Origin of the sequence: Amycolatopsis sp. YIM 10, assembly GCF_009429145.1 — a bacterium.
Classification (GTDB): domain Bacteria; phylum Actinomycetota; class Actinomycetes; order Mycobacteriales; family Pseudonocardiaceae; genus Amycolatopsis.
Genome location: NZ_CP045480.1, coordinates 1,007,648 through 1,024,580 on the forward strand (window position 1 = coordinate 1,007,648; position 16,933 = coordinate 1,024,580).

Annotated in this window: 16 protein-coding genes; 8 read left to right on the top strand and 8 right to left on the bottom strand. The window is 69.3% G+C overall.

Annotated elements, in window-relative coordinates; translation table 11 throughout:
* Positions 1-51: 51 nt before the first annotated feature.
* The 3 genes from YIM_RS05045 to YIM_RS05055 form a co-directional block, all read right to left on the bottom strand.
* Positions 52-858, bottom strand: a complete 807-nt coding sequence (locus YIM_RS05045; protein ID WP_153029214.1) for an MBL fold metallo-hydrolase — start codon at positions 856-858, stop codon at positions 52-54.
* 109 nt (positions 859-967) lie between these two features.
* The gene (greA, locus tag YIM_RS05050; protein WP_153029215.1) at positions 968-1,465 is read right to left on the bottom strand and encodes a transcription elongation factor GreA; all 498 of its coding nucleotides are present in this window, start codon (positions 1,463-1,465) and stop codon (positions 968-970) included.
* A gap of 200 nt (positions 1,466-1,665) precedes the next feature.
* Entirely contained in the window at positions 1,666-2,097 is a 432-nt protein-coding gene (locus YIM_RS05055) for a DUF4307 domain-containing protein (RefSeq protein ID WP_153029216.1), read from the bottom strand.
* 116 nt (positions 2,098-2,213) lie between these two features.
* Here YIM_RS05055 and mca point away from each other — a divergent pair, with 116 nt between their 5' ends.
* Positions 2,214-3,113, top strand: coding sequence for a mycothiol conjugate amidase Mca (gene mca / locus YIM_RS05060; RefSeq protein WP_153029217.1), 900 nt, complete (start codon positions 2,214-2,216; stop codon positions 3,111-3,113).
* Between the two features lie 12 nt (positions 3,114-3,125).
* Positions 3,126-3,446: a hypothetical protein gene (locus YIM_RS05065; RefSeq protein WP_153029218.1), complete on the top strand. Its 321-nt coding sequence runs from the start codon at positions 3,126-3,128 to the stop codon at positions 3,444-3,446.
* Here YIM_RS05065 and YIM_RS05070 read toward each other — a convergent pair.
* Entirely contained in the window at positions 3,443-5,932 is a 2,490-nt protein-coding gene (locus YIM_RS05070; protein WP_153029219.1) for a polynucleotide kinase-phosphatase, read from the bottom strand. The genes YIM_RS05065 and YIM_RS05070 overlap by 4 nt on opposite strands.
* A complete protein-coding gene (locus tag YIM_RS05075) occupies positions 5,929-7,299 on the bottom strand; it encodes a 3' terminal RNA ribose 2'-O-methyltransferase Hen1 (RefSeq protein ID WP_153029220.1) in 1,371 nt (456 codons plus the stop codon). Before YIM_RS05075 ends, YIM_RS05070 begins: the two co-directional genes overlap by 4 nt.
* A gap of 117 nt (positions 7,300-7,416) precedes the next feature.
* On the opposite strand from YIM_RS05075, the gene YIM_RS05080 reads away from it, so the two are divergent.
* The 4 genes from YIM_RS05080 to YIM_RS05095 all read left to right on the top strand — a co-directional run bounded on the left by YIM_RS05080 (position 7,417) and on the right by YIM_RS05095 (position 12,688).
* Entirely contained in the window at positions 7,417-9,423 is a 2,007-nt protein-coding gene (locus tag YIM_RS05080) for a thioredoxin domain-containing protein (RefSeq protein WP_153029221.1), read from the top strand.
* 100 nt (positions 9,424-9,523) lie between these two features.
* On the top strand, positions 9,524-10,081 hold the full coding sequence (locus YIM_RS05085) for a hypothetical protein (protein WP_153029222.1): 558 nt from the start codon (positions 9,524-9,526) through the stop codon (positions 10,079-10,081).
* A gap of 82 nt (positions 10,082-10,163) precedes the next feature.
* The gene (locus tag YIM_RS05090) at positions 10,164-12,044 is read left to right on the top strand and encodes an acyl-CoA dehydrogenase (protein ID WP_153029223.1); all 1,881 of its coding nucleotides are present in this window, start codon (positions 10,164-10,166) and stop codon (positions 12,042-12,044) included.
* Positions 12,041-12,688 (top strand): Pr6Pr family membrane protein, encoded by a 648-nt coding sequence (locus YIM_RS05095; protein WP_153029224.1) that lies wholly within the window; start codon positions 12,041-12,043, stop codon positions 12,686-12,688. Before YIM_RS05090 ends, YIM_RS05095 begins: the two co-directional genes overlap by 4 nt.
* Here the strand turns inward: YIM_RS05095 and YIM_RS05100 are convergent.
* Positions 12,645-13,352, bottom strand: a complete 708-nt coding sequence (locus YIM_RS05100; protein WP_153029225.1) for a TioE family transcriptional regulator — start codon at positions 13,350-13,352, stop codon at positions 12,645-12,647. The genes YIM_RS05095 and YIM_RS05100 overlap by 44 nt on opposite strands.
* A gap of 83 nt (positions 13,353-13,435) precedes the next feature.
* Between YIM_RS05100 and YIM_RS05105 the strand changes: the two genes are divergently transcribed.
* A complete protein-coding gene (locus tag YIM_RS05105) occupies positions 13,436-14,560 on the top strand; it encodes an erythromycin esterase family protein (protein ID WP_153029226.1) in 1,125 nt (374 codons plus the stop codon).
* A 49-nt stretch (positions 14,561-14,609) separates the two neighbouring features.
* Here YIM_RS05105 and YIM_RS05110 read toward each other — a convergent pair whose 3' ends face one another.
* The gene (locus YIM_RS05110; RefSeq protein ID WP_153029227.1) at positions 14,610-15,287 is read right to left on the bottom strand and encodes a hemolysin III family protein; all 678 of its coding nucleotides are present in this window, start codon (positions 15,285-15,287) and stop codon (positions 14,610-14,612) included.
* A gap of 90 nt (positions 15,288-15,377) precedes the next feature.
* Here YIM_RS05110 and YIM_RS05115 point away from each other — a divergent pair, with 90 nt between their 5' ends.
* Positions 15,378-16,154: an isoprenyl transferase gene (locus YIM_RS05115; RefSeq protein WP_153029228.1), complete on the top strand. Its 777-nt coding sequence runs from the start codon at positions 15,378-15,380 to the stop codon at positions 16,152-16,154.
* Positions 16,155-16,228: 74 nt separating this feature from the next.
* Here the strand turns inward: YIM_RS05115 and YIM_RS05120 are convergent, their stop codons facing one another.
* The gene (locus YIM_RS05120; RefSeq protein WP_228004567.1) at positions 16,229-16,456 is read right to left on the bottom strand and encodes a hypothetical protein; all 228 of its coding nucleotides are present in this window, start codon (positions 16,454-16,456) and stop codon (positions 16,229-16,231) included.
* Between the last annotated feature and the right edge of the window lie 477 nt (positions 16,457-16,933).

The following is a 16,933-nucleotide window of genomic DNA, read 5'->3' on the forward strand; positions in this document are numbered from 1 at the left end:
AACCCGATGTGGTGCGGGCTGACACGCGACCTGGTGATCGCAAACGGGGAATCAGTCGCGAGCGTGCTCGAGGTAGCGCTTCGCGGAGCGCTGCACGATGCCGTGCGCGTCGGCGTTGATGGAGGAGTTCCACCAGGCGCCGTGCAGCTTCTCGAACCGGTACGGCTCGAGGATCTCGGCGGCGTGCTTGACGATGCTCGGCCGCTCCGGGATCAGGTTCGGGTAGCTGTACATGAAGCCGACGAACTTGCGGTCCGGGATGACCTGCACGATGTCGCCGGTGAGCAGCGCGCCCTTGCCCGCGGCGCCGTCGCGCCAGTGCAGCACGGTGGAGCCGGCGAAGTGCACGCCGAGATTGATCAGCGTCAGGTCGTCGCCGAGCTGCTTCGAATCCCCGCTCCACAGCTCGATGGAGTCGTCGGGGCGGCCGATCCAGTCCTTGTCCTTCTCGTGCAGGTAGATGGGCACGTTGAAGGCCTTCGCCCACTCCACCATGGTGGTGTAGTAGTGCGGGTGGCTGATGGCGATGCCGGTGATGCCGCCGGCCGCCTCGACCGCGGCGACGATCTCGTCGTCGAGGTAGGTGACGCAGTCCCAGAGGAGATTGCCCGAAGCGGCCTGGACCAGCAGCGCGCGCTGGCCGATGCCGAACCGCGGTTCGGTGCCGATTTCGATCAAGCCTTCGCCCGGGTGTTCGATGCGTGCCGAATAATCACCACTGGCGCGCATCTTCGCGAGACTGGTCCAAGTCTGGCCGGATTGCGGGACGTACTGGCGTTCGTCTTCGCAGATCTGGCATTCGGTCTGTGGCGTCGCGTACTGGGTCCCGCAGGTCCCGCAAATAGGTAAGTCGCTCAAAACTGCCTCCCAAAGCTTTGCTTCGAAGCTAACCGGAAACATGCGCGCCCGGCCATGGGCAAAGCTCACGGCCGGGCGTGCATTCTTCAGGTCGGGAGACGGCGGCGGATCAGCCGGTGTAGGGGACCGCCTTGACCAGCGTCACCTTCTGGGTGTTGCCGTTGGGCAGCTCGTACTCGCGAGCCTCGCCCTCCTTCGCGCCGAGCAGGGCGCGGCCGAGCGGTGACTCCGGGGAGTACACGTCGAGGTCGCCTTCGGCGCCCTCTTCACGGGTGGCGAGCAGGAACTTCTCGTCCTCGTCGTCGCCTTCGTAACGCACGGTGAGAATCTTTCCGGGTTCCGCGAGTCCGTCGTTCGCCGGGGCTTCGCCCACCTTGGCCGCGCGCAGCAGCTCCTGCAGGTGGCGGATGCGGGACTCCTGGTGGGCCTGCTCCTCACGGGCGGCGTGGTAGCCCCCGTTCTCCTTGAGGTCGCCCTCTTCCCGGCTGTCATTGATCTTCGCGGCGATGACCGGACGATTCTCGATGAGTTCGTCGAGCTCGTGCTTGAGCCTGTCGTAGGCATCCTGGGTCAGCCAGGTCACCTGGGTGTCGCTCACGGTCACCATCTCCTCGTCGGGCCTGCCGGTCTTGGGTATGCAAGCCGGCTACCTCCACCGGCGTGGCTCGCCGGCGAGGCAGAGATAAAGGAAAAACACGGCCCGCCTGGGGCCGTGCCGGTAGATCAGCATAACACGGAGAGCGGGCGGGAGGCCGCCCTTTCCGGCCGTTGAACGGGCGTTGACCGCCCGCTTCACCCCGTTGGCCGCTACGGGGTTGACAAATATTCGGGTACCTCGTACGAGCAGCCGAATACATCGGCCGTCACCGGGCGCCCACCGCTTTTGATCACCGCCGTCACCGCGGTACTGCTTTCACCGGGGGGCACCAGTACTTCGCGCCGCCCGCTCTCCGCGCCGGTGATGTCGCGCACGCGCACGATGCACACACCCGGTCGCTCCGGTTCGTCCCTGGTCACGTCGACGGTGATCTCCATCGCGTTTCCCGGCAGCTCGGTGAACAGCCGGCGCTGGCCCTCGATCGGCGCGGTGCCGAGATTGGCGTAGGCCAGGAACGCCACCGCGCCACCGACCAGCAGGCCGGCCACGCTCAGCGCCCACACCCGCCACCGCTTGGGGGCCGGGCGCGACGGCTTGCCGTAGCGGCCTTCCGGCAGGCGAGCGGGCGTTTCGGTGGGCAAACCGGGCCTCCGGGCCGTCTTGTCGGGGTGGCGGGGACAATAGCGGGGAATAGCTGAGTCGAGTATCCGCGTTGGCTGACTGGGGGCCGAACGTGGGGTCTGCGCAGAGAAGGGACATGCCGGTTATGGGGCTTCGGCTGATGGCGGTGCACGCCCACCCGGACGACGAGTCCAGCAAGGGTGCGGCCACCATGGCGCGTTACGTCGCCGAAGGGCATGAGGTCATGGTGGTGACCTGCACCGGAGGTGAGGCGGGCAGCATTCTCAATCCGGCCATGGACCGGCCCGAGGTGCTGGAGAACATGACCGAGATCCGCCGCGAGGAGATGGCGCGCGCGGCGAAGATCCTCGGCGTGCGGCACCGCTGGCTCGGCTTCGTCGACTCCGGCCTGCCCGAGGGCGACCCGCTGCCCCCGCTGCCGGAGGGCTCGTTCGCCACCGTGCCGATCGAGGAGTCCACCGGCCCGCTGGTCGAGGTGATCCGCGAGTTCCGGCCGCACGTGATCATCACCTACGACGAGAACGGCGGCTACCCGCACCCGGACCACATCCGCACGCACGAGATCTCGATGGCCGCCTTCGACGCGGCGGGCGACCCGGACAAGTACCCGGAGACGGGCGAGCCGTGGCAGCCGCTGAAGCTGTACTACGTGCACGGTTTCTCCCGCGCGAGGATGACCGCGCTGCACGAGGCCCTGCTGAAGGCGGGCCTGGAGTCGCCGTACGAGGAGTGGCTCAAGCGCTGGAGCGACGACAAGCCGGACGTGATGGAGCGGGTGACCACCCGCGTCGAGTGCGGCGACTACTTCGAGCAGCGTGACGAGGCCCTCAAGGCGCACGCCACCCAGATCGACCCGGACAGCCGCTGGTTCGCCACCCCGCTGGAGATCCAGCGCGAGCTGTGGCCCACCGAGGAGTACGAGCTGGTCCGGTCACTGGTGGACAGCACCGTTCCGGAGGACGATCTGTTCGCGGGCATCGTCGGGGCGCCCGAAGGGCGTCCGGCCAAGCTCTGAGAAGGTGAGCCCATGAGTTTTGTACTGCCGGACCTGGCCGTGGTGCCGGTCACCGCGACAGCGGTGCTGGCTCAGCAGCCCGGCAACGGCGACAACGGCGGACAGGGCGAGGACTTCGGCAAGTCCTCGCCGGTCGGCCTGCTGGTGCTGATCCTGTTCCTGATCGCCGTGGTGCTGCTGGTCCGCTCGATGACCAAGCACCTCAAGCGGGTGCCGGAGAGCTTCGACGACCCGGAGCCGAAGGCCGAGGCCCCGGCGGGCGACGAGGAGAAACCCGCCGCCGCCGAGACCGAGGCCCCCAAACCGGCCGAGGACGCCAAGCCCTCCAGTTAGAGCCGGGGGTCGACCGGCTCCGACTCCAGCGCGAGCACCGCGAACACGCATTCGTGCACGCGCCAGAGCGGCTCGCCCCGCGCCACCCGGTCCAGCGCCTCCAGCCCGAGCGCGTACTCGCGCAGCGCCAGCGCCCGCTTCCGGCCCAGTCCCCGGCTCCGCAGCTGCGGCAGGTGCTCGAGGTACTCGGGGCCGTAGATGATCCGCAGGTACTCCCGCCCGCGCACCTTGACGCCCGGCTGCACCAGCCCGCGCGTGCCGCGGGTGAGGTTCGCGGCGGGCTTGACCACCATGCCCTCACCACCGGATTCGGTCAGCTCCAGCCACCACCGCGTGGCCGCGGCCAGCTCGTCGGCGTCGGTGGTGTCGACGAACCGCGTCGCGGTCGGCGCGAACAGGTCCGGGTCGGCCGCGGTCAGCCGGGCCGCCAGGTCGAGGTGCCAGGCGTGCGGCTTCGTGTGGTGCGCCGCGCCCGCCGAGGCCAGCACCTGGAACGGCGCCAGCCGCACCCCGGTCAGCCCATCGGTCGGCCAGGTGTAGCGCCGGTACGCCGCCCGGTAGGCGTCGACCGCCGAAGCCCGTGCGCGCGTGCGATCGAGCAGCGGCCCCACGTCGATCCCGCGCCCGGCCGCCGCGTCCAGTTCGGCGACCGCGACGGGCAGCACCGCCTGCGCGGCCGCGCCCACCGACGCGTACTGGTCGGCGATCAGCGCCCCGGCCTTGAGGCTCCACGGCATCAGCTCGGCGTCCAGCAGCAGCCAGTCCGTGCCGAGTTCGTCCCACAGCCCGGCCGAGGTCACCGCTTCGCGCACGCGCCCGAGGAACTCGGTGTCCGAGAAGAACGGCCGCCCGGTGCGCGTGTACACGACGCCGTCGCCCTCGATGCCGAAGCGCGCGGGCGCCACCCCGGAGTCGCGGCAGACCAGTACGACCGCCCGTGAGCCCATGTGCTTCTCTTCGCACACGACGGACTGCACACCGGCCGCGCGGAACTCGGCGAAGGCCTGCTCGGGGTGTTCGAGGAAGTCCTCCCGGTCCGAGGTGGCGCTCGGCGCCATCGTCGGGGGCAGGTAGAGCAGCCACCGCGGGTCGACGGCGAACCGGCTCATCACCTCCAGCGCCGCGGCCGACTGCTCGGCCGAGACCCCGATCCGGCCGTGGTGGCGCGTTTCGAGGACGCGCTTGCCGGTGACGTCGGCCAGTTCGAGCACGGTCGGCTCGCGCTTGGCCGGAGCCAGCGGGCGCACGGGTTCGTACCAGACCTTCTTGGCCGGCACGGAAACCACTTCCCGCTCGGGGTAGCGCAGCGCGGTCAGCTTCCCGCCGAACACGCACCCGGTGTCCAGGCACAGGGTGCCGTTGACCCACTCCACCTCCGGCGTCGGCGTGTGTCCGTAGAGGACGGTCGCGTGACCGCGGTAGTCGCGGGCCCACGGGTAGCGGACCGGCAGGCCGAACTCGTCGGTCTCGCCGGAGGTCTCGCCGAACAACGCGGTGCTGCGGACGCGCCCGGACGCCCGGCCGTGGAACCGTTCGGGCAGCCCGGCGTGCGCGACGACCAGCTTGCCGCCGTCGAGCACGTAGTGCGCGATCAGCCCGTCGCAGAACTCCAGCACCTTGGCGCGGAAGGCGTCGTCGCGGGTGCCGAGCTGATCCAGCGACTCACCGAGGCCGTGCGTGACCTGCACCTTCTTGCCCTGGAGCGCGCGCACCAGCTTCTGCTCGTGGTTCCCGCAGACCGACATCGCGCTGCCGCGCTCGACCATGGCCATCACCAGTTCGAGCACGCCGGGCGTGTCCGGCCCTCGGTCGACCAGGTCACCGACGAACAACGCGGTGCGGCCGTCGGGGTGGTGGTACGCGCCGTCATGCACGTACCCGAGTTCGCCGAGCAGTTCCTCCAGTTCCTCGCGGCAACCGTGCACGTCACCGATCACGTCGAACGGCCCGGTGAGGTCGCGCCGGTCGTTCATCAGCGGCTCGACCACGATCTCGGCGGCCTCGACCTCTTCGGCCGAGCGCAGCACGTGCACCCGCCGGAAGCCCTCCTTCTGCAGGAACTTCAGCGACCGCTTCAGCTCGCCGCGCTGGCGCCGGACCACGTGCGCGCCGAAGTCCCGGTCGGGCCTGGCCTCGTTGCGGGCCACGCACAGCGACTCGGGCAGGTCGAACACGATGGCGGTGGGCAGCACGTCGTGCTCCTTGGCCAGTTTCACCAGGTCCGCGCGCGAACCCCGCTGCACGTTGGTCGCGTCGACCACGGTCAGCCGACCGGCCGCGAGCCGCTTGCCCGCGACGAAGTGCAGTGCGGCGAAGGCATCGGCACTGGCCGCCTGGTTGTTCTCGTCGTCGGAGACCAGGCCGCGGAAGTAGTCGCTGGAGAGCACCTGCGTCGGTGCGAAGTGCGTGCGCGCGAAGGTCGACTTGCCGGAGCCGGACACACCGATCAGCGCGACCAGCGACATGTCGGGAATGGTCAGCTTCATGCCGCCACCTCCGTGAACACCGCGAGCTGCGTCGGCGCCCCGACCTCCGGGTCCTCGGCGCCGACCGGCAACTGCCGCACGACGTAACCGTTGCGCCCGGCGACCTCGGCCGCCCAGCGCCCGAACTGCTCACGAGTCCATTCGAAACGGTGGTCGGCGTGCCGGAAAGTGTTGGCGGGCAAGGATTCGAAACGCACGTTGTACTCCGAGTTGGGGGTGGTCACGATCACCGTGCGCGGCCGGGCGACGGCGAAGACGGCGTGTTCGAGCGCGGGCAGCCGTTCCTCGTCGAGGTGCTCGATCACCTCCATCAGCACGGCGGCGTCGTACCCGGACAGCGACGGGTCGGCGTAGGTCAGCGCGGACTGGCGCAGCTTGATCCGGTCGCGCTGCCGGTCCGGGAGCCGGTCCAGCTTGAGCCGCCGCTCGGCCACGTCCAGCGCCTTCGCCGAGACGTCGAGCCCGACGATCTCGGTGAACGACGGCTCCTGCATCAGGACGCGCAGCAGCGCGCCGCCACCACAGCCGAGGTCGAGCACGCGCTGTGCCCCGGCCGCGCGCAGGGCGGCCAGCACGCTGCCCTGGCGCTGCTTGGCCAGCGACTCCGGCTGCTCGGGTGCCTCGGTGACGCGTGGCTCCTCGGCCTCGTCGTCGACGCCGAGTCGTTCCAGCGCGTAATTCACGTAAGTACGCCGATGTTCCAGATAGCGCCTGGTGATCGACTCGCGTTCGGGGTGCCCGGCGAGCCAGCCTTCGCCGGCGCGCAGCAGCTTGTCCGCTTCGTCCTGCCCGACCCAGTAGTGCTTGCTGCCGTCGAGCGCGGGCAGCAGCACGTACAGCTGGCGCAGGGCGTCCGCGAGCCGCAGCTCACCGGTCAGCGTCGCGTCGACGTACCGCGATTCGGCCCAGCCGGGGATCTGCGCGTCGAGCGGCACCTCCTCGCCCTCGACGTGCCAGCCCAGCGGTTCGAAGAACTGCCTGACCAGCTCGATCCCGCCGCGCGAGCACAACGACGGAACCCGCACGGACAGCGGAATCCGCTGCTCGGCGAGTTCCGGGCGCGCGTCGCAGCGGCCGGTCATCGCGGTGGTGAACACCGTGCGCAGGGCCACCGCCAGCTGCGAGCCCGCCGCGTACGGCCGGTCGTTGACGTACTGGGTCAGCGTGGTGGCACCCCCGCGGACCAGGGCGATCGGGTCGATCTCCGCGAGCAGCGCGACCGTGCACTCGTCCTCGGTCGCGCGCGGGTAGAACACGTGGGCCGTCCCGGCCGAGATCGGGAAGGACTGCGCGCGCTCCGGATGCTTGTGCAGGAGGAAGCCGAGGTCGGTGGCCGGTCGATGGGTGGTGGAGATCGTCAGCAACACCGGGACAGTGTGCAATGGGACCGAGTTCGGCACACGCGCTTTTCCCCCTCCCGCCGCCCCGCCACCGCCCTCAACCGCGCCGCTGCGCGGCACCCCCCTCTCTGGAACGCTAGCGGTATGCCGAACCGTCTCGCCGCATCGACCAGCCCGTACCTGCTCCAGCACGCGGACAACCCGGTCGACTGGTGGCCCTGGGGGCCCGAGGCGCTCGCCGAGGCCCAGCACCGGAACGTGCCGATCCTGTTGTCGGTCGGGTACGCCGCCTGTCACTGGTGCCACGTGATGGCCCACGAGTCCTTCGAAGACGAGGGCACCGCGGCACTGATGAACGCGAACTTCGTCAACATCAAGGTCGACCGGGAGGAGCGCCCGGACATCGACGCGGTCTACATGACCGCCACGCAGGCGATGACCGGGCAGGGCGGCTGGCCGATGACCTGCTTCCTCACCCCGGACGGGCAGCCGTTCCACTGCGGCACCTACTACCCGCCGCGCCCGCGGCCGGGGATGCCGTCGTTCCCTCAGCTGCTGGTCGCGGTGGCCGAGGCGTGGGGTGAGCGGCCGGAAGAGCTGCGCGAGGGCGCCGGGCAGATCATGGCGCACCTGGCCGAGGGCACCGGCCCGCTGAAGGAGTCCGTTGTGGACGACGAGGCGCTGGCGGGCGCGGTGGCGAAGCTGGCCGAGGAGGAGGACCGGGTCAACGGCGGCTTCGGTGGCGCGCCGAAGTTCCCGCCGTCCATGGTGCTGGAGTTCCTGCTGCGTCACCACGAGCGCACCGGTTCCGCCGAAGCTCTGTCCATTGTGGAAAGGGCGGCGAACGCGATGGCCCGCGGTGGCCTGTACGACCAGCTCGCCGGTGGCTTCTCGCGGTACTCGGTCGACGCCGGCTGGGTGGTGCCGCACTTCGAGAAGATGTTGTACGACAACGCTTTGCTGCTGCGGTTCTACGCGCACCTCTTCCGTCGCTCCGAGTTGCCGCTGGCCGAGCGGATCACCGAGGAGACCGCCGCCTTCCTGCTCCGCGACCTCCGCACCGACGAAGGCGGTTTCGCGGCTTCGCTGGACGCCGACACCGATGGTGTCGAGGGCCTGACCTACGTCTGGACACCGGCGGAGCTTGTCGAAGTGCTGGGGGAGAAGGACGCCGAATGGGCCGCCGAGTTGTTCAAGGTCACCCCGGAGGGCACCTTCGAAGGCGGCGCGTCGACGCTCCAGTTGCCGCTCGACCCCGGTGACGAGCCGCGCTGGGACGGCGTCCGCTCGGCATTGCTGCGGGCGCGCGCCGACCGTCCGCAGCCCGGCCTTGACGACAAGGTGATCGCCGCCTGGAACGGTCTCGCGATCACCGCACTGGCCGAGGCGGGACTGGCGTTCGGCCGGACGCAGTGGATCGACGCCGCCGCCGGCGCCGCGCGCTTCCTGGTGGACAACCACGTGATCGACGGCCGGCTGCGCCGCAGCTCGCGGCACGGCGTGGTCGGTGAGGCGGCCGGGGTGCTGGAGGACTACGCCTGCCTGGCCGACGGCCTGCTCGCGCTGCACCAGGCGACCGGTGACCCGCGCTGGCTGACCGAGGCGACCGACCTGCTGGAGGTGGCGCTGACCCGGTTCGCCGATCCCGAGGTGCCCGGCGCCTTCCACGACACCGCGGACGACGCCGAACAGCTGGTCCACCGGCCATCCGATCCCGGCGACAACGCGAGCCCGTCGGGGGCGTCCGCGCTGGCCGGCGCGTTGCTGACGGCTTCGGCGCTGGCCGGCCCGGAGGCGGCGGCCCGCTACCGGGACGCGGCCGAGCAGGCGATCAACCGCACGGGCGCGCTGTCTTCGCAGATCCCGCGCTTCGCCGGTCACTGGCTGAGCGTGGCCGAGGCGCTGCGGGCCGGTCCGGTGCAGGTCGCGGTGACCGGTGTGGACGCCGTGGCGCGCGCCGAGTTGGTGGCCGAGGCCGCGTGCCGGGTGCACGGCGGCGGCATCGTGCTCGGCGGCGTGCCCGACGCCGAGGGGGTGCCGCTGCTCGCCGACCGGCCGCTGGTGAACGGCGAGGCGGCGGCGTACGTCTGTCGCGGTTACGTCTGCGACCGCCCGGTGACCAGCGTGGAGGACCTGCGCGCGGCGCTCTGACCTGCGATTCGCCGTTCCGCCGACAGTGAACGGGCCTCGCCTTGCCTGATTGCGGGCGTAACGTGAGTTACGACGTAATCATGTAATCAAGGAGGCCGAGATGGGACGAGGATGGCGCGGCCGAGGTGGCTGGCAGCAGACCGAGGCGCCGCCGGCCGATGACGCGGCGGCCTGGTTCGCCGGCCGGCTGCCCGACGGCTGGTTCACCGAGGCGCCACAGGTCACCGTCGACCGGGAGGAGATCCTGCTGGTCGGCGAGCTGCCCGCGCTGGAGGGCGAGTTCGACGACGACGCGGCCCGCAGCGCCGCCGAATCGGGCCGGATCAGCCGGTTCCGCGAGGAGACGCGGGACGAGCGCATCGAGATCGCGCGGCAGGCCGAGTACCGGTACCAGCGGAAGGTCTCGTGGGGCGCGCGGCTCGGCGGCACGCAGGAGCTGTTCACCACGGTGTCGGCACCGGTGATGACGCGCCTGCGGCAGCCGGAGCGGCTGGTGCTCGACACGCTGGTGGACGCGGGCGTGGCGCGCTCGCGGTCGGAGGCGCTGGCGTGGGCGGTCCGGCTGGTCGGCGAGCACGCGGACACCTGGCTCGGTGAGCTGCGGGACGCCATGTCCAAGGTGGACGACCTGCGGTCGAAGGGGCCCGACCTCGGTTGAGTGACTCGTGTCGCGAAGGGTTTGCGGCTGCGGCAGGCTGGTTACCAACGAGTAGGTAGCTTGCCGCAGCCCAGGAGGAGCCGTGCCCGACCTCGAAGTCCAAGCCGAAGCGCTCACCGCGGTACTGGACGGCCGGTGGGCCGAACTCAAGCGGGGCGTGCGCGCGCAGATCGCGGACGAGAAGTTCCGTGACCCGACCGAACTGGACACCGAGGCGCACCGGGCGCAGGTGCTGGAGCAGTTGCGGGCGCTTGCGCGCACGGACCGGCCGGGCCTCGGTTACGACCCGGCGTACGGCGGTGGCGGCGACGTCGGCGGCTCGCTGACTTCGTTCGAGATGCTCGGTTTCGGCGACCTTTCGCTGATGGTCAAGGCCGGGGTGCAGTGGGGCCTGTTCGGCGGCGCCGTGCAGTTGCTCGGCACCGAGCGGCACCACGAGCGGTACCTGCGCCGCATCACCAGCCTCGACCTGCTCGGCTGCTTCGCGATGACCGAGCACGGGCACGGGTCGGACGTGCAGAACCTGCGGACCACGGCGACCTTCTCCGATGGCGGGTTCGTCATCAACACCCCGGACGAGTCGGCGGTCAAGGAGTACATCGGCAACGCGGCGCGCGACGGTGAGTTGGCCGTGGTGTTCGCGCAGCTGATCACCGGCGGCGAATCCCGTGGTGTGCACGCCTTCGTGGTGCCGATCCGGGTCGACGGCAGGCCCGCACCCGGCGTGACCATCTCCGACTGCGGCCTCAAGGCAGGCCTGAACGGTGTCGACAATGGACGGTTGTCCTTCGACCAGGTGCGCGTTCCCCGTGAGGCGCTGCTGAACCGCTTCGCCGACGTGGCCGAGGACGGCACGTATTCGAGTCCGATCGAAAGCGACAACCGCCGGTTCTTCACCATGCTGGGCACGTTGATCCGCGGCCGGATCAGCGTGGCGGGCAGCGCGGGCAACGCGACCAAGCGCGCGCTCGCGGTGGCCGTGCGGTACGGCGAGCGGCGCCGCCAGTTCTTCAAGCCGGGTGGTGACGAGGTCGTCCTGCTGGATTACCGCGCGCACCAACGGAAACTGCTGCCCGCGATCGCGAAGACGTATGCGCTGCACTTCGCGCAGGAGGAACTGGTCGGCACGCTGCACGACCTCGGAATGGACCCGCCGGAGCAGGAGCAGCGCGAACTGGAGTCGCGGGCGGCCGGTATCAAGGCGGTGACCACCTGGCACGCCACGCAGACGATCCAGCTGGCGCGGGAAGCCTGTGGTGGCGCGGGTTATCTCGCGGAGAACCTGCTGCCCGCGATGAAGGCGGACACCGACGTGTTCACCACATTTGAGGGCGACAACACGGTGTTGCTCCAGCTGGTCGCGAAGGGCCTGCTGACCAGTTACAAGGACCAGTTCGCGGACCTGAGCACGTTCGGCACCGTGAAGTTCGTGGCCGAGCAGATCGTGGAGACGGTCATCGAGCGCACGTCGGCGCGCAAGGTGGTCGATCGCCTGGCGAGCGCGAGCGACGACGACGTGCTGTTCAACCGCGAGTGGCACCTGAAGTTGTTCGAAGACCGGGAAGAGCACGTACTGGACGGTGTCGCCCGGAGACTGCGGAAAGCCGCTGATTCGGGTGATCCGTTCGAGGCGTTCAACGACGCGCAGGACCACGTGCTGCGGGCCGGTCGCGTGCACGTCGACCGCCTGGTGCTGGAGGCTTTCACCGCCGCGATCGCGCGCTGCGAGGACCCGGCGGCGGCCGCGTTGCTGGAGCGGGTGTGCGACCTGTACGCCCTGTCCAACATCGAAGCCGACCGTGCCTGGTTCCTGGAACACGGGCGGTTGACGTCCTCGCGTTCGAAGGCCGTTGTCGCGGCGGTGAACTCGTTGTGCGCGGAACTGCGCACGCACGCCCGCGTGCTGGTGGACGGCTTCGCGGTGCCGTCGCAGTTCCTGCAAGCCCCGCTGCTGGACTCGTGACCAGGGTTTCCCGGTGGTGGCACGGCGTGCTGGCGCTGGTCATCATCGGTTCGCTGGTCATCCAGCTGGTCCTGGTGTTCACCGGCGGCGCCGACGCGAACTCGGGACAGACCGGCGGCGGCGTCGGGCTCCGGCTGTGGCGGTTGTTCAGCTACTTCACCATCGAGAGCAACCTGTTCGTCCTGGTCACCGCGCTGGTGCTGGCGCGGAACCCGGCGGCCGACGGCAGGCTGTGGCGGATCGTGCGGCTGGACGCGCTGCTGGGCATCCTGATCACCGGCCTGGTCTTCGCCATCGTGCTGGCGCCCCAGGTGCACCTGACCGGCGCCGCGCTGGTGGCCACGATCGGCTTCCACTACATCTCGCCATGGGCCTGCGTGGTGGCGTGGCTGTTCTTCGGGCCGCGGCCGCGGATGAGCTGGGGCACGGTCGCGGGCGCGTTCGTCTGGCCGGTGGCCTGGCTGGTCTACATCTTCACGCAGGGCGCCTTCACCCGCTGGTACCCGTACCCGTTCCTGGACGCGGGCGAACTCGGCTTCGGTGTCGCCGCGCGGAACGCGTTGCTGGTGGTCGCACTGGCGCTGGTGCTGGCCGTGTTGTTCAAGCTCCTGGACCGGCGCCTGCCAGTTCCAGGTAGGCGCTGAGCAGGGTGGCCGCCTTGAGCATCGCCAGGCCCTGCGCGTTCAGCTTCCGCTGCCAGTCGTCGAGGGCGCGGGCCAGCGAGTCGGTGCCGCCCGCCGTCCGGATCTGCTGGACCACGGTCGCGATGTGCTCGAGCGGGTAGCCGCCGCGCCGGAGCAGGTGGGCGAGTTCGGCGTCGCGGACGTCGCCGGCGCGGTAGACACGGTAGCCGGTGCCCTTTTCCCGTTGCGGTGCAAGGATTCCGGCGGCTTCCCAGTTGCGCAGGGTGGCTCTCGTGACGCTGAGCTGGTGTGCCAGTTCGCCGATGTTCCGCGTGGTCGCGGGTAGGTCCGGCTCGGCTGCCGCGGTCAGGTGGTTCACCGCCTTGCGCACGGAGTCGAGGGTGCCGCGGTCGCGGAGCAGCTGGGCGTGGCCGCGGTCGATGGTGGTCAGGAGTTCGTCGAGGGCGTTTTGGTGGGCCGCTCGCATGATCTGGCCGCTGAGGGCGTGGCCGAAGGCGGGGATGAGGGCGAGGAACGCGCGGAGGGCGGCGGCGTGCAGCTCGGTGTAGATGCGGTAGCCGCTGGGTGTGCGCTCGGCGGGCGGGAGGAACCCGTCCTGCTCGTAGTTGCGGACGGCCTGCGTCGAGATCCCGTGCTCGCGGGCGAGGTCAGTTGGTCGCTTCATGGCTGTTTGAAACTTACCGCATGTCCTGCCTGGTTCGTGCTGTTGAAGTCTCAACGGAGCTTTCAGCGATACGCTTTACCCACATGAGCCAGGACATTCGAGACTTCGTCAGTGCTTCCGTGGACATCGTGGCCTACGGTGAGCCCACCCACCAGGAACCGGCCTTCGCCCGGGTTCGCAACGAATTGTTCGCCCAGCTGGTTTCGTCGCATGGTTTCCGTTCGATCGTGCTGGAAACCGACCGCGTGGCCGGGCTGGCGGTGAACGACTACGTGTTCGACGGTGTGGGAACCCTCGACGACGCACTGCGCACGGGCTTCTCCCACGGCTTCGGCGAGTTGACCTTCAACCGGGAGCTGGTGAGCTGGATGCGCACGTACAACGCTTCACGCCCGCCCGCCGAACGCCTCACCTTCTACGGTTATGACACCCCGATGGAAACCATGAGCGCGCCGAGCCCGCGCCCGTACCTGGAACACGCGCGCGACTACCTCGGTGTTGATGTGGATATCGCTGCTGTAGCAGGCGACGACACCCGTTGGAGCCGCACGGAAGCGGTCATGAACTACGCGGAGTCGCCAGGCTTGGGTGCCGACGCGGTCCGCCTGCGAACCATCGCCGACGACTTACTCGTCCGGCTCCACTCAGCCGCCCCCGGCCAAATCGCGACCACTTCGCTCGCGGCCTGGCGCCGTGCCAAGGTTTTCCTGACCGCCGGGATCGCGCTGCTGCGCTACCACGCCCAATGTGCCCAGCCGGTGGAGCCGATGGACACCCGAGTCTCCGCCCTGGGCGGTACACGAGACGCTTTGATGGCCGAGAACCTGTTGAGCATCAGGGAAACCGAACGCCACCGCGGTGGGACGCTCGTCTTCTCGCACAACCGTCACCTGCAACGGGTGGAGAGCGTGCTGGACATGTGGAACATGAAGCTGACCTGGTCTTCGGCCGGGGCCATCGTCAACGCCACATCGGACGAGACCTACACCTTCATCGCCGGCTCGCTGGGCGCGAGTTCAGCCATCGGCTTGGCAGCGCCTCCCGCAGGCACCTACGAAGCTGCCTTGCCCACCTCTGACTGGTCCCTACTCCCGGCGGCTTCGGTCCCCTCCGCCACCGTCCGCACCGATACGACGCCTCCGCAGGGCTACTTCCCGCTGGACCCAGACACCCTCGACGACGCCGACACCATCCTGCACATCCCGTAAACGTCAAAGGTGAGCCGTTCCCAGAACGGCTCACCTTTTCGGCGCCCAGCTAGGCGTACATGGCGAGCCAGATCGCGATGTAGTGCGAAGCGGCCGCCAGCACCGTGCAGGCGTGGAAGTACTCGTGGTAGCCGAAAACGTGGGGCCAGTGGTTCGGCCACTTGACCGCGTAGAACACCGCGCCCGCGGTGTAGAAGGCACCGCCGACCAGCAGCAGCACGAGCGCCGCGACGCCCGCGCTGGCCAGCAGTTCCGGCAGCACGAAGACCGCCACCCAGCCCAGCGCGATGTAGATCGGCACACCCAGCCACCGCGGCGCCGTCGGCCACAGGAGCTTCAGCGCCACCCCGGCTATCGCCCCGCCCCAGACGATGGCCAGGACGACATAGCCCGTCGGCTTGGACATGGCCAGCAGGGTGAACGGCGTATAAGTACCGGCGATGAACAGGAAGATCATCGAGTGATCCGCCCGCTTCATCCACTGGTACGCCTTCCGGCTCCAGATGCGCCGGTGGTACAGCGCGCTCACCCCGAACAGGCCGAGCACGGTCAGCCCGTACACCGACGTCGCCAGCGCGGCCACGCCGGACACGGTCGACGCGGCCAGCGCGATCAGCGTCGCCGCGGCGGCCACCGAGACGAAGAACGACCAGAAGTGGATGTGTCCCCGGAGGCGAGGGCGGCTCTCCGGCCCTGGCTGGGGCTCGAGGTCGGTAGCAGTGCTCACTCCGACCAGGTTACGGGAGCGTAGGTCGAATTCCACTCGAGCGTGGCGCGCCCCACCGCCGCCCGCTCCGGTTGCGTACCCTGTGCCGACGTGAGCGTTCGATCATTCGTCGCCGACATCGTGTACAGCGCGTACTCGCGGCGCCTCATCCAGCAGGCCGCGGGCAAGCACCCCCGGCACATCGCGATCATGCTCGACGGCAACCGCAGATGGGCGCGCGAGGCCGGCTTCACCGACGTCAGCGACGGCCACCGGGTCGGCGCCAAGAAGATCGCCGACTTCCTCAGCTGGTGCCGCGAGGCCGACGTCGAGGTGGTCACGCTCTGGCTGCTCTCGACCGACAACCTCAGCCGGACCTCCGAGGAGGTCGAGGCGCTGCTGGAGATCATTCCCGACGTGGTCGACGAGCTGTCCGGGCCGGAGACGCCGTGGCGCCTGCGCATGGTCGGCGCACTCGACCTCCTGCCCGAGCACACCGCCAAGCGGCTGAGGGCCGCCGCCGAGCGCACCGACAAGCGCACCGGCATGGAGGTCAACATCGCCGTCGGCTACGGCGGCCGCCAGGAGATCGCCGACGCCGTGCGCAAGCTGCTGCTGCACCACGCCGACGAGGGCACCAGCATTCGCGAGCTGGCCAAGATCCTCGACGTCGACCACATCTCCGAGCACATGTACACCTCGGGGCAGCCCGATCCCGATCTCATCATCCGGACCTCGGGCGAGCAGCGGCTCTCCGGTTTCCTGCTCTGGCAGTCCGCCCACTCGGAGTTCTGGTTCACCGAGGCGTACTGGCCCGCCTTCCGCCGGGTCGACTTCCTGCGTGCGCTGCGTGACTTCGCGGTGCGGCACCGCCGGTTCGGCGCCTGAGCGCCACCGCCATTTCGTTCGAACATGAAGAAGGGCCCGGAGCGAACTCCGGGCCCTTCATGGTTACTCGCGGATCAGTCCGAGTCCAGCGAGTAGAGGACCAGCGCCGGGGTGTTGGCGATACCGGCGTACGCGCCCGCGACCAACGAGGCCGCGCCGTAGCCGAGTGCGCCGCCACCCTCGATGAAGGTGTAGTAGGCGTCCGAGAACGTCACCTTGTCGGTGGCGTTGGAGTCGGTGTCCGGCGTCTGCGCGAACGCGGTGCCGCCGACCATCATCAGGCCCACGGCGGTAGCGGCCACGAAACCAGCCTTCTTCAGCACTGCGCACACTCCTATGTAGAAATGGGACTCCGGGGGAGTCGAGGGGATCCCTGCTTTCCCTCGACATGAAAATTACTACCGATTCCACCGCGGTGTCTGTTTGGTTACACCATTGTGTGAGTCATTTCCGGTGCTGCTCACCCGTTTCGGTTGCCATTCCCATTCTCGCCGGGCAGTCCACAATGTCCCGTGCTAAAGACAAAGTGGACAATGGCCCGCGTTCGAATCGTCATTCGGCTCGGTGAACGCGAATCGCGCGGGGGTACCCGGTCCGGGTGATCACTCACGCAGCGTGACAGTCAGTCGGCTCTCACTCCCTGTTTGTAACCTGCGACTGACGGTGAGATGACGGTTTGACGAATCACCTGTGTGGCTGCCTGCAGTACTCGCGATCCGCAGGTAGCTTGCGAAGTGATGGACCGCGACCCCTGCGGGACATCACGGGAGGCCCTGGTC